The 12,964-nt window shown below is 67.4% G+C and carries 11 protein-coding genes; 9 read left to right on the plus strand and 2 right to left on the minus strand.

Annotated elements, in window-relative coordinates; genetic code table 11:
• Nucleotides 1-28: 28 nt before the first annotated feature.
• Nucleotides 29-2,698 carry a winged helix-turn-helix domain-containing protein gene (locus AC5Y4H_RS00610; RefSeq protein ID WP_499977650.1) on the minus strand — a complete coding sequence of 890 codons (2,670 nt, stop codon included), beginning with the start codon at nucleotides 2,696-2,698 and terminating at the stop codon, nucleotides 29-31.
• 346 nt (nucleotides 2,699-3,044) lie between these two features.
• Between AC5Y4H_RS00610 and AC5Y4H_RS00615 the strand changes: the two genes are divergently transcribed.
• From AC5Y4H_RS00615 to egtE, 9 genes are all read left to right on the plus strand, one after another.
• Complete coding sequence (locus AC5Y4H_RS00615; RefSeq protein ID WP_499978106.1) at nucleotides 3,045-3,482, plus strand: hypothetical protein; 438 nt, start codon at nucleotides 3,045-3,047, stop codon at nucleotides 3,480-3,482.
• 153 nt (nucleotides 3,483-3,635) lie between these two features.
• Nucleotides 3,636-4,196: a hypothetical protein gene (locus AC5Y4H_RS00620; RefSeq protein ID WP_499977652.1), complete on the plus strand. Its 561-nt coding sequence runs from the start codon at nucleotides 3,636-3,638 to the stop codon at nucleotides 4,194-4,196.
• Between the two features lie 246 nt (nucleotides 4,197-4,442).
• Nucleotides 4,443-5,891, plus strand: a complete 1,449-nt coding sequence (locus tag AC5Y4H_RS00625; RefSeq protein ID WP_499977653.1) for a catalase — start codon at nucleotides 4,443-4,445, stop codon at nucleotides 5,889-5,891.
• A 32-nt stretch (nucleotides 5,892-5,923) separates the two neighbouring features.
• Nucleotides 5,924-6,595, plus strand: coding sequence for a sensor domain-containing protein (locus AC5Y4H_RS00630; RefSeq protein WP_499977654.1), 672 nt, complete (start codon nucleotides 5,924-5,926; stop codon nucleotides 6,593-6,595).
• Between the two features lie 179 nt (nucleotides 6,596-6,774).
• A complete protein-coding gene (gene egtA / locus AC5Y4H_RS00635) occupies nucleotides 6,775-8,088 on the plus strand; it encodes an ergothioneine biosynthesis glutamate--cysteine ligase EgtA (RefSeq protein WP_499977656.1) in 1,314 nt (437 codons plus the stop codon).
• Between the two features lie 44 nt (nucleotides 8,089-8,132).
• The gene (egtB, locus tag AC5Y4H_RS00640; protein ID WP_499978108.1) at nucleotides 8,133-9,449 is read left to right on the plus strand and encodes an ergothioneine biosynthesis protein EgtB; all 1,317 of its coding nucleotides are present in this window, start codon (nucleotides 8,133-8,135) and stop codon (nucleotides 9,447-9,449) included.
• Nucleotides 9,449-10,171, plus strand: coding sequence for an ergothioneine biosynthesis protein EgtC (egtC, locus tag AC5Y4H_RS00645; RefSeq protein ID WP_499977657.1), 723 nt, complete (start codon nucleotides 9,449-9,451; stop codon nucleotides 10,169-10,171). The genes egtB and egtC overlap by 1 nt, the downstream gene beginning before the upstream one ends.
• On the plus strand, nucleotides 10,171-11,136 hold the full coding sequence (gene egtD, locus AC5Y4H_RS00650; RefSeq protein ID WP_499977658.1) for an L-histidine N(alpha)-methyltransferase: 966 nt from the start codon (nucleotides 10,171-10,173) through the stop codon (nucleotides 11,134-11,136). The genes egtC and egtD overlap by 1 nt, the downstream gene beginning before the upstream one ends.
• Before the next feature lie 47 nt (nucleotides 11,137-11,183).
• Nucleotides 11,184-12,290: an ergothioneine biosynthesis PLP-dependent enzyme EgtE gene (egtE, locus tag AC5Y4H_RS00655; protein WP_499978110.1), complete on the plus strand. Its 1,107-nt coding sequence runs from the start codon at nucleotides 11,184-11,186 to the stop codon at nucleotides 12,288-12,290.
• Here the strand turns inward: egtE and AC5Y4H_RS00660 are convergent.
• Nucleotides 12,287-12,955 carry a class I SAM-dependent methyltransferase gene (locus tag AC5Y4H_RS00660; protein WP_499977659.1) on the minus strand — a complete coding sequence of 223 codons (669 nt, stop codon included), beginning with the start codon at nucleotides 12,953-12,955 and terminating at the stop codon, nucleotides 12,287-12,289. The two genes, egtE and AC5Y4H_RS00660, sit on opposite strands and share 4 nt — an antisense overlap.
• Between the last annotated feature and the right edge of the window lie 9 nt (nucleotides 12,956-12,964).

Here is a 12,964-nt window from a genome sequence, read left to right on the forward strand (position 1 = left end):
TCCTCAACAATTCCGGGCGACTCCGCGATCAACTCGTCGCCAGTTCTGCCCGGCCCTGGGCGATTTGGTCGTGGGCGTACGCCACCATGTCGGCGGTGGTCATGGTCTCACCCGCCCGGGCGAGGGAGTCATAGATCTGGTCGCCGAGGACCTCGCGGAGGTGGACGATAGCGCTGTTCAGCTGGGGATAACTCGCACGCGTAAAGGTAGTTGCGGCGAACCCGCTGACTATCGCGGCCTGTTCGTGGTGCCCGAGCCGGTCCAACAGGGATGCGAGTATTGCCAGCGGGTTCTTTATGAGGGCCGTGTTTCCGGTGTCGTAATAGCGGCCGATCAAAACCAGCAGAGTCTCGAAACACTCGATGAGATCGCGGTGGTTAGCCGCCACAAGCAACAGCGTTGACGCCGATGCCGACTCCATCTGTCGATTGCCGCTCTCCTGAGCGATCGTCAGGGATCGCCGTAGGGCGTCATGAGCCGCCGTGGGGTCGGCATCGTGATAGGCAAGGCCGTTCGCCAACAGCGCAAAGCTAGCCGTGAACGGATTTGCAGTGCTGTCTGCGGCGGCGGGGAGCCCCTGCGATGCCGCTCTCGCGTCATCGCCTCGACCCAAGAAGTAGAACGCCATGACCAGACTTGCCCGTGCGATCGTTTGAGGGCCCGGCTGCTGGCCGAGCACAGTGCGGCACAACTCAACCCACCGCTCGCTCTGACCAGCGTGGCTGTACACAATTCCGGTCGAGATTTGCAACTCGTAGGGAACGTCTTCGAAATCGCCGCTCTTCATCAACTCACAACTGGCATCGAGATAATCGGCGGCGTCATCAGATCGTCCCACCGTGTGGCACTGCGCGGCGACGACGTAGAGCTGCGCCAGCCGCTGATGGTTCGCCCTTCGTGCAGGCTCAATAATCTCTTCGGCCCAGCCGGCGGGCTCGTATTGTTCGGTCAATAAGCCGAGAAACGCCGCGTAGAACGCGAGCGCGGTAGCGCTGTCGAGATCGCGTTGGTCGGCAGCCCAGCGGAATGCGGTGCGCAGGTTGGCCAATTCGGTGGTGAACCAGTCGTAGGCATCGCGTTGTCGGGGGCTGTCCCACAGGGCCATGATGTCGGCTTCGCGTCCGGCGAAGTAACGCGAGTGGGCGGCCCGAATATCGGAGGCTTCGCCGCGCGTGACGAGTTGTTCCTCGGCGAACTGGCGGATGGTTTCCAGCATCGAATACCGCGTTCGTCCCGCCGACCGGTCGGTGACCAGCAGCGACTTACGCACCAATGCATCGAGGAGATCCAGGACGCCGAGATCGTCCGCGCCGTCGAATCTCCCTACCGCGCAGGCGCTTTGCAGGTCGAATCCACCGGTGAACACCGAACAACGTTCCAGCAGCACTTGTTCCGTGTCGTCGAGTAACTCGAAAGACCAGGCGACGGCGTGGCGCAGCGTGTGGTGACGTTCCAGAGCGCGTCGCGAGCCCACCAGCAGCCGGAACCGCTGGTCGAGACGATCCCGTACCTCGCTGGCGGTCATGGACGCCATGCGGGAGGCCGCTAATTCGATGGCCAGCGGGATCCCGTCCAGACGGCGGCAGATCTCGATCACCGCCGCCCCCTCGGTGGGTGTGGCCATCGAAAACTGCGAGGCCTCGCCTCGTGCGCGTTCGACGAACAGAGCCACGGCGGCAGATTCGGTCCCTGCCCCGACGTCCAGGGAGGGCACCAGCCAAGCTTGCTCGTCGGCGACCCTGAGTCCCTCGCGGCTGGTTGCCAAGACCTTCACCGAAATAGACCGCGCCAAGATCTCCTCGACGAGATCGGCCGCAGCCTCGCGCACGTGCTCACAGTTGTCGATCACCAACAACCGGATCGTGCCTGCCATCGCGGCGGCCACCGACTCGCCGGTACTCTTTCCCGGCTGCTGAGTGATGCCCAGCACCGCGGCTACCGCGTCGGGTACCGCCGCTGGATCGGTGACCGCCGCCAACTCGAAAACCCAGACACCATCCGGAAATTCATCGCTAACACGCCTCGCGACCTCCAGCGCCAACCGGGTCTTGCCGACCCCGCCAACCCCGGTCAACGTCACGAGCCGGTGAGCTTTTATCGCGGCGCGCACCTCGGCGACCTCCGACTCGCGTCCGATGAAGCTACTGGTCGCCAATCGCAGGTTCCCCGGACTCGCATCCGACGCCCGTAGTGGTGGAAACTCTGTCTGCAGGCCCGGCGCCCGGACTTGAAACACCCCGACCGGCGCTGGTACATCCCGCAACCGCCGCGGTCCCAGATCCAACAGATCCACGCCGCTGAGCAGACTCGCCGTCGACTGGGCCACCAAAATTTGTCCGCCGTGCCCGGCGGCCATCACCCGCGCTGCTCGATTGAGCACCGCGCCGAAGTAGTCCCCGTCGCGCAGCTCGGCTTCGCCGGTCGCGACACCCATCCGCACCGGCAAGCCCAGCGCCGGCTGCGCGGCCACCGCCGCATCCACCGCTGCCTTGGGCGAGCTGAAGGCCGCGCACACACCGTCACCGGTGTGTTTGAAGAGGAACCCGCCGTGCGCCGCGACAGCGTCACGCAGCACCTTGTCGTGGGCAACCAGCGCGGCGCGCATTCCGTCGGCGTCGGCCTCCCACCGACGGGTCGAACCCTCGACATCGGTGAACAGGAACGTCACGACTCCAGAAGGCGGTCCTCCTTCGGACACTCGCTCAGAATGTCACACCGAACCCACCGCCACTCAGCAAACTGCGAGCGACGTTCGGCGCTCTTGTGAGTCGCCACTGACAAGGCGGCTAAAGGCGGTGACCAGACGCTTTTTCCGAACGACCATCGCAGCTCCGCAACCCCCATGCGGAGTTAACAATCGCAGTCAACCCCGCGATCGCGCTTTGTGCGTCGGAGGCCGCGAGGCGCCGGGTCGCGAAACCGCCCGTTTCACCCGCTGACCGGGGGCTTTTAGTTCACAGCTCCTACATAAGTAGCGCATAGCAGGCACTACTGTTAACGGCTTCATCATTTGTCTCATGAGTGAAACATCTGAAACCCCCACTGTGCGGCACTCCACCGCAACTGCACCGGCCGCCGCGGAAGCGGTAGCGGCCTATCGGGCCCCGCGGGTCTTCCAAATCGCCGCGTGGGTCGCCATCGTCGCCGGGATTGTGTTCATCCTGGCGGTCATCTTCTTCACCGGCTTCATCCTCGGCCACCGCGGCGGCCATCACGGCCACCACCACAAGCACCACCACGCGATGATGCACCACCGCGGCCCCGGCGGACCCGGAAACTTCGGCGGCCCGGGCGCACCGGGTGGCCAGGGTGGACAGGGTGGACAGAACGGTCCGGGAGCCACCACCGCTCCTCCGGCTACCTCGGGCGTGCGCCCCGGTGGCATGGCCCCGGGTCAGCTCCCGCCGTCGCTCTTCCACTCCGCGGCCACGGCGCACGGCGCTCCGGGACAGGTCCCGAGCGTCATCGTCCTGACCAACTGAAAAGCCCTCATCAACCAGCGGCCCGGCGCTCCACGCGAGCGCCGGGCCCCCTGTTTCGCGCGGTCGCCGGTGCCTAACCGCCGCATCTCGATTCGCAACATTTTATCGTCAGGGCCTGTTAGGGACCGCATATGCGGGGCAATATGGCAAGGCATGAGCGAGACACCCGAACCACGAGTCGAGCCGACCACCGAGCCAACGGCGAGCGCTGAGCACACGCCCACCACCCCCGTCGCTGGGCCACCACCGTCACCACCCCCGCATCGGGTGAAACCGCCGCGGCTCTACACGGCTGCGGCCTGGGTGGTGATCGTCGCGGGCGTCGTCTTCATCCTCACGTCGCTGTTCTTCGTCGGCGCCTACATCTGGAAGCACAACTACTACTGCCAGCACCACCACCACGGCATGTTCCGCCCAGGCGGCCCCGGACCCGGCAATGGACCGTGGGGACCCGGCGGCCCCGGGCCGGGTAACGGGCCTGGGCAATTCGGCGGCCCCGGCGGCGGCTACGGACCGTATTACGGCGGGCCCGGCGGTCCGGGACCCGACAACGGACCGTGGGGATATGGGCCGGGCGGACCCGGGTTGATCGTGCCGATGCCCCCCGGCGGTCCGGGCGGTCCCGGCGGACCGGTTGCCGGCCCGGGCGTCAGCGGCCCCGGGCAGCCCCCGGGCGTCGGCCCGGCCCCCGGCGCGCCCCCGCCACGCCCGTAACAGCGATCCCCTGAGTCGAATCCTTAAGCCACGCGCGGAACGGGTACTAACCCAGAGTGGGCAGCCGGTCGCGGCCGTCCGTATTTCTTGACTAGATCAAGATAAGGGGAATACTCGGTGACAGGCCGGACGATCCGGGGCGTTTACTGCAGTACCGAAAATGCTTGATGCACAAGTGGATTCGGTATCGCGGTGTGCGGGATCGGATGCTGCGGCCTTCAGCCCGGTGATGAGGAGAGAGAGCCAATGACGGAGCGTTTCACCACCACAGATGCCGGTATCGCCGCGCCGAGCGACGATCAGTCGCTGACGATCGGCCCAGACGGCCCGATTCTGTTGCAGGACCACTACCTGATCGAACAGATGGCCCAATTCAACCGGGAACGAATCCCGGAGCGTCAGCCGCATGCCAAAGGCGGCGGCGCGTTCGGTCAATTCGAGGTGACCAATGACGTCAGCCAGTACACCAGGGCGGCGGTCTTCCAGCCCGGCACCAAAACCGACATGTTGGCCAGGTTTTCCACCGTCGCCGGCGAGCGGGGCAGCCCAGACACCTGGCGCGACCCGCGTGGCTTCGCGCTGAAGTTCTACACGAGCGAAGGCAATTTCGACCTCGTCGGCAACAACACCCCGGTCTTCTTCATGCGCGACCCGCTGAAGTTCCAGCACTTCATCCGGTCCCAGAAGCGCTTGCAGGCAAGCAATGTGCGTGACCACAACATGCAGTGGGACTTCTGGAGTCTCTCGCCGGAGTCGGCGCATCAGGTGACCTGGTTGATGGGCGACCGGGGAATCCCGAAGACCTGGCGCAACATGAACGGCTACAGCAGCCACACCTATAGCTGGATCAACGCGGCCGGCGAGATCTTCTGGGTGAAGTACCACTTCATCACCGATCAGGGCATCGAGTTCCTCACCCAGGAGGACGCGGACCGGTTGGCCGGCGAGGACGGCGACTACCACCAGCGCGACCTGTTCGAGTCGATCGAGCGCGGGGATCACCCGAGCTGGACGCTGAAGATGCAGATCATGCCGTACGAGGAAGCCAAGAACTACCGGTTCAACCCGTTCGATCTCACCAAGGTCTGGCCGCACGGCGACTACCCGTTGATCGACGTCGGCCGGATGACGCTGAACCGCAACGTCACCGACTATCACGCCGAGATCGAGCAGGCGGCGTTCGAGCCGAACAACACCGTGCCCGGCACCGGCCTCAGCCCGGACAAAATGCTGCAGGCGCGGGGCTTCTCGTACTCCGACGCGCATCGCGCCCGGTTGGGGACCAACTACCGGCAGATCCCGGTCAACACCCCCAGAGTCGAGGTGAACAGCTACTCCAAAGACGGGGCGATGCGAATCAACAACGTCTCCGACCCGGTGTATGCGCCCAACTCCTACGGTGGGCCGCACGCCGACCCGGCACGCGCCGCCGAGATCCGCTGGCACGCCGACGGCGACATGGTCCGGTCGGCGTACACGCTGCACCCCGAGGACGACGACTGGGGGCAGGCCGGCACCATGGTCCGGGAAGTCCTCGACGACGCGGCCCGGGAACGCTTGGCGGACAACATCATTGGCCACGTGTCGCAAGGCGTGAAGGAGCCGGTGTTGTCCAGGGTGTTCGAATACTGGCGCAACGTCGATCCCGACCTCGGGAAAAAGGTCGAGGACGGCGTCCGGGGCAACGGGGGCTGACCGCACGTCTGCGCGCCTGGCATGATCGCTGCATGACCATGCGGGTTGCGCGGGTTGCCCAGTTGCAAGGGGCCGTGATGGCCGTCGGCTTGGCCCTGGCGGGGGTCCTCACGGCGCCCATCGCCGGCGCACACCCGTCGGAGCCGGGCGTGGTGAACTACGCGGTACTAGGCAGAGGCTCGGTCGGCAACATCGTCGGCGGACCCATGGGGTGGGAGTCGGTGTTCACCCAGCCCGGCCAAGGCGACTGGGTGGACCTCCCGGAGTGCAACAACTGGGCCGACATCGGTTTGCCCGAGGTTTACAACGATCCCGACCTGGCGTCGTTCAACGGCGCCCTCACCCAGACGTCGGCGACCGACCAGACCCATCTGGTCAAACAGGCCGTTGGGGTGTTCGCCACCAACGACGCGGCGGGTCGGGCTTTTCATCGGGTGGTGGATCGAACGGTGGGCTGTTCGGGACAGACGACCGCGCTTCATCTCGACAACGGCAGCACCCAGGTCTGGTCCTTCGACGGCGGGCCGGCCGGCCCCGCCGACGAGAACTGGACAAAGCAGGAGGCAGGCACCGATCGTCGGTGCTTCAATCAAACCAGGCTGCGCGAAAACGTGTTGCTGCAGGCGAAAGTGTGTCAGTCCGGCAACGCCGGGCCCGCGGTGAACGTGCTGGCCGGGGCGATGCAGAACGCCCTGGGTCAATAATCGGGCGATTGGGTATCCGTCTTTCCCGTGCGCGCGGGAGTGCGGCCAGGAATATGTCGGGGGCATCTGATAGATGAAGCACTAGACGAAGTAGTGCCGATTATCGTTCGATTAGCTGCCGCAGGGACGCGGTCCGCAAGTCCATGTTCAGGCTTGCCCGGACCCGAAGGGATCGTGATATGACGTTCGCGCCGATCACCTCCGCGGCGTCGCAGTCGCAGTCCCGGGTGGCCGGTGCCGACCCCGCCACGCAGCTGGACATTGCCGAACTGGCCGACTCCGCGGCCGTCGCACAGTACATCGCCGAGGGGTGTCTGGTGGATGGCCCGCTGGGCCGCATCGGTCTGGAATTAGAGGCCCACTGCCACGACCCGGCGGACCCGTACCGCAGACCGGGCTGGAACGAGATCGCCGACGTGCTCGACGGCCTCCCGGCGTTGCCCGGGGGCAGCAGAATCACCGTCGAGCCGGGCGGCGCCGTCGAACTGTCCGGGCCCCCGGCCGACGGTGTTGTGCCCGCCATCGACGCCATGCGCCGCGATCAGGCCGTGCTGCAGCCCGCGTTTGCCGAGGCCGGGCTGGGGCTGGTTTTTCTCGGCGCCGACCCACTGCGCCCGCCCAGGCGCATCAATCCCGGCGCCCGGTATCGCGCCATGGAGCGCTTCTTCGCGACCAGCCAGTCGGGGGAAGCGGGAGCGGCGATGATGACGTCCACCGCATCGATTCAAATCAACGTGGACGCGGGGCCGCGGGACGGCTGGGCGGCGCGAGTGCGCCTGGCACATGCGTTGGGGCCCACCATGATCGCGATAACGGCGAACTCGCCGATGCTGAGCGGTGAATTCACCGGCTGGGTGTCGAGCCGGCAGCGAGTGTGGGGTCGGATGGACTCGGCACGCTGCGGACCCATCCTGGGGGCCAGCGGCGACGACCCGGGCACCGACTGGGCCCGGTATGCGCTCAAGGCCCCGGTGATGCTGGTGCACAACCCCGACGCCGAAGCCGTCACGCATTGGGTGCCGTTTGCCGACTGGGTCGACGGCCGCGTATTGCTCGGTGATCGCCGGCCCAGCGTCGCTGACCTGGAGTACCACCTGACCACGCTGTTCCCGCCGGTGCGGCCCAGGCAGTGGCTGGAGATCCGTTATCTCGACAGCGTTCCGGACGGATTGTGGCCCGCGGTGGCGTTCACCCTGGCGGTCCTGCTCGACGACCCGGCGGCAGCCGATATCGCGGCCGCGGCGGTCGAACCGGTTGCCACCGCCTGGGACATCGCCGCACGGGTGGGGCTGCGGGATCGGCGGCTGTACGCGGCGGCCAACGCGTGCCTGGCCGTCGCCGCCGCGAAGGCTCCGGCCGAACTGGGTGATTCGATGGAGCGGTTGGTCAGCCTCGTCGACCGCGGCCGCTGCCCCGGCGACGAGTTCTCCGACCAGGTGATCGAGCACGGCCTCGCGCCTACGGTGGCGCGACTGGCGCAAGGGGAGCTGTGACGTCTCCTGATGATTCCGACCCGCTGCGCCCGGCTACGCCGTGCTTGCGGTCGTCACGCCGGGAAGCCATCGCCGATGACTTGGCGCGCGCGCGGGCGCGGACGCTGCGTCTGGTCGAGTTCGACGACGCGGAACTCTGGCGGCAGTACGACCCGTTGATGAGCCCCCTGGTGTGGGACCTGGCGCACATCGGTCAGCAGGAAGAGCTGTGGCTGCTGAGGGGTGGTGATCCCGCGCGGCCCGGGATGTTGCCACAGGCGGTCGAGGGGCTCTACGACGCCTTCGTGCACTCCCGCGCCAGCCGTGTCGAACTGCCGCTGCTCACGCCGGCCAAGGCGCGGTCCTATTGCCAAACCGTGCGGTCCGCCGTGCTCGACGCGCTCGACGTCCTGCCCGACGATCCCGCCAGTGACGAGACGGCGTTCGTGTACGCCATGGTGGTCAGCCACGAAAACCAGCACGACGAAACCATGCTGCAGGCATTGAATTTGCGCAGCGGCGCACCGCTGTTGCGGGACGGCTCTGGGCTACCGGCCGGTCGGGCGGGGGTGGCGGGCACTTCGGTGCCGGTTCCCGGCGGCGAGTTTGTGCTCGGTGTCGACGCCGCCAGTGAACCGCATTCGCTGGACAACGAGCGACCGGCCCATGTCGTCGACCTGCCCGCGTTCCGCATCGGGCGCGTTCCGGTCACCAACGGCGAATGGCGCCAGTTCGTCGACGACGGCGGGTACGACCAGCCGCGCTGGTGGTCGGAGCGCGGCTGGCAGCACCGCCAGGCCGCGGGCCTGACCGCGCCGCAGTTCTGGAGTTCCGACGGCGCAATCCGTACCCGGTTCGGAAACGTCGAGGAGATCCCGGCCGATGAACCGGTCCAGCACGTCAGCTATTTCGAGGCCGAGGCCTACGCGGCCTGGGCCGGCGCGCGGCTGCCCACCGAAATGGAATGGGAGAAGGCCTGCACCTGGGACCCGTCCACCAATAGCCGGCGCCGGTATCCGTGGGGGGAGCGCACACCGGACGAAACGCTGGCCAACCTGGGCGGCAGCGCGTTGCGGCCGGCGCCCGTGGGCGCCTACCCCGCAGGCGCTTCGGCGTACGGGGCCGAGCAGATGCTCGGCGAGGTCTGGGAGTGGACCACCTCCCCGCTGCGGCCCTGGCCGGGGTTCGTCCCGATGCTCTACGAGCGGTATTCCCAGCCATTCTTCGACGGTGATTACCGGGTGCTGCGCGGCGGCTCGTGGGCCGTGGAGCCGGGCATTATCCGGCCGAGTTTCCGGAACTGGGATCACCCCTACCGACGCCAGATCTTCTCCGGCGTCCGGCTGGCGTGGGACGTCTCCGACGCTGGGGATCTTGCCTGATGTGCCGGCACCTGGGCTGGCTGGGATCCGCCGTCACGGTTTCCTCGTTAGTGCTCGACCGGCCGTTCGGGTTGCGCGTTCAGTCCTATGCGCCGCGCCGCCAAAAGCACTGCCTGCTCAACGCCGACGGTTGGGGCGTCGGGTTTTTCGACACGTCCTCGCCGGGCTCCCCGGAGGGTGGGGTGCCGCGCCGCTGGCGCAGCCAGGCACCGCTGTGGGGTGACGTGTCGTTCGATTCCATCGCACCGGCGCTGCGCAGCCACTGCGTGGTCGCGGCGGTCCGCTCGGCCACCGTGGGCATGCCGATCGAGGCCAGCGCGTGCGCGCCGTTCACCGACGGCCAGTGGTTGTTGTCGCACAACGGAATCGTCGACCGGGCCGTGCTACCGACGACATCACGGGCCGAATCCGTCTGTGACAGCGCGATACTGGCGGCCCTGATCTTCGAGCGCGGCCTCGACGCGCTTGGGGAGACCATCGAAGAGGTCGCCGCGGCCGATCCGAGTTCCAGGCTAAACGTATTGGCCGCCAACGGATCTCGCATGCTGGCGACGGCCTGGGGCGACACGCTGTCCATTCTGCGGCGCCCAGACGGCGTGGTCCTGGCCAGCGAACCCTACGACAACGACTCCGACTGGGAGGACGTGCCGGACCGGCACCTCGTCGATGTCACTGCGAATGGCGTCACGATGACGCCGCTGGACCAGCCGAGAGGATCTTGATGACGCTGTCGCTGTCGAACCACCTGGCCGCCGACTCGGCCTACCGCGCGTTGCGCCGCGACGTGCTGGACGGCCTCCAGAAATCGCCAAAGACATTGCCGCCCAAATGGTTCTACGATTCGGTGGGTAGCGATCTGTTCGACCAGATCACCCGGCTGCCGGAGTACTATCCGACGCGCGCCGAAGCTGAGATCCTGCGCGCCCGCGCGGCCGAAGTCGCATCGGCCAGCGAGGCCGACACCCTGGTGGAATTGGGCAGCGGCACCTCGGAGAAGACGCGTGTGTTGCTCGACGCGCTGCAGGCACGCGGTTCGCTGCGCAGGTTCGTTCCTTTCGACGTCGACGCGAGCATCCTGTCGACCGCCGCCGCGGCCATCCAGCGGGAATACAAGGGGGTCGAGATCAACGCCGTCTGCGGCGATTTCGAAGAGCACCTGACCGAGATCCCCGAAGGCGGGCGGCGGCTATTCGTTTTCTTGGGATCCACGATCGGAAATCTCACGCCCGGACCGCGGGCGGAATTCCTTGCCGGGCTGTCCGCGCAGATGCTGCCCGGCGACAGCCTGCTGCTGGGCACGGACCTGGTCAAGGACACCGAGCGGCTGGTGCGCGCCTATGATGACGCCGCCGGGGTGACGGCGGCGTTCAACCGCAATGTGCTCGCGGTGGTGAACCGCGAACTCGATGCCGACTTCGACGTCGACGCCTACCGGCACGTGGCCCGGTGGAACGCGGCAGAAGAACGCATCGAGATGTGGCTGCGGTCCGGCCGCCGCCAGCGCGTCCGGGTCGGTGCGCTCGAGCTGACCGTAGACTTCGACGCCGGCGAGGAAATGCTCACCGAGGTGTCGTGTAAGTTCCACTCCGACAAGGTGACTGGCGAACTGGCCGCCGCGGGATTGCGCCGCACCCGGTGGTGGACCGACGAGGCGGGCGACTTCGGGTTGTCGCTGGCCGTGAAGTGACCGACGCCGACGCGCTCGCCGAGCGATGGCGGTCAGCCCGCCCGCCGATGGCCGGGCTGCACCTGGACAATGCGGCGTGTTCCCGCCAGAGCCTGGCGGTGATCGAGGCGGCCGCGCAGCACGCCCGCAATGAGTCCGAGGTCGGTGGCTATATCGCGGCGGATGCGGCAGCGCCGGTGCTCGACGCCGGACGTGTCGCCTTCGCCGCGCTGACCGGAATGCCCGATGCCGAAATGGTTTTCACCACGGGCTCGCTGAACGCTTTGGACCTGCTGCTGGGCAGCTGGCCGGCGGAGCGACGAACGGTGGCATGCCTGCCCGGCGAGTACGGGCCCAACCTGGCCCTGATGGCAGCGCACGGATACGGCCGGCAGCTGCTGCCGACCATGGGGGATGGGCGGGTCGCGCTCGACGACGCGGCGCTGGCGTTGGACGCCGATCCGCCGGACCTGGTGCACCTGACGGCGGTGGCCAGCCATTGCGGTGTGGTGCAACCCGTTTCGATGGTCGCCCGACTCTGCCGGGAGTTGGGGCTGCCGCTCGTCGTCGATGCGGCGCAGGCGCTGGGTCAGGTGGACTGCGCGGCAAACGCCGACGTGACCTACTCGTCGTCGCGCAAGTGGATCGCCGGGCCGCGCGGTGTCGGGATGTTAGGTGTCCGCCGCGAGTTGATGGAGACCCTGCGTCCACGGCTGGCCGCGCCGGACTGGGCCCGCAAGGACGGCTCGCCGACCGTGGCCGAAGAGCTGGAATTCGGCGAAGCGAATATCGCCGCGCGCGTGGGGTTTTCGCTGGCACTGGGCGAATATCTGGCGTACGGGCCATCCGCGGTGTGTGCGCGGCTCGCCGAGGTGGGCAGCCTGAGCCGCGTGGTGCTGGCCGATGTGACCGGCTGGACGGTGGTCGAAGAGGTCGAAGAGCCCAGTGCCATCACCACTTTGGCGGCGAACGACGGCGCCGACCCGCAAGAGGTGCGCGGCTGGCTGCTCGCCGAGCGGCGGATCCTGACTACCTTCGCCGGCGTGCAGCGGGCGCCGCTGGAGCTGGCGGAACCCGTGTTGCGGATCTCTCCGCACGTGGACACCACGGCCGAAGACCTGGAGACCTTCGCCGAGGCGCTCATCGCCGCCACCGCGGCGACCGCGACTGGCTAGCCGGCTTTGTGTGCGGTCAACAGGTAGGCGGGCATCTTCATCCGGCCCTTCTCGTCGCGCTCGTGCTGCGGGCCGTCGGGGACCGGCGGAATGTTGGCGTGGATGAAGGCCGGCCGGATCTCGTCGATCTCCCAGTACTTGCTCACCGCGTCGCGCAGCTCGTCTTCGTCGACCTCGTTGGGCTTGGCTTCCCACTCGGCGGGGAAGGCGCCCTTGGCGAAGACCAGCACGAAGTAGCTGGCACCCGGCGCCGCCGCCCGGTGTACCGCCCTCAGGTATCCGTCGCGGCCCTCGACCGGCAACGAGTGGAACAGCGTGCTGTCGGCCACGGTGGAGAACCGTCCGTCGTAGCCGGTGAACGAGGTGATGTCCGCCTGCACGAAGGTGGCCGTGGTCAGGCCGCGGTCCGCCGCCGCCTTGGTGGCCGCCGCGACCGCCGTCGGTGTCAGGTCTATGCCGACCACGGTGTAGCCCTGGGCGGCCAGGGTCAAGGACAGCTCTGCGACTCCGCAGCCAGCGTCCAGCACGTCGCTGCGGAACTTGCCCGCCGCGATCAGGGCGGCCAGTTCGGGCTGCGGCTCGCCGATGTTCCACGGCGGCGGGCCCTCGAAGTGGGCCTGCTCTCGATACGCGCTGTCCCAGTCCATCACTTCGTCAGACGGCATGGACCTCAA

Source organism: Mycobacterium sp. NGS58, from assembly GCF_059812385.1.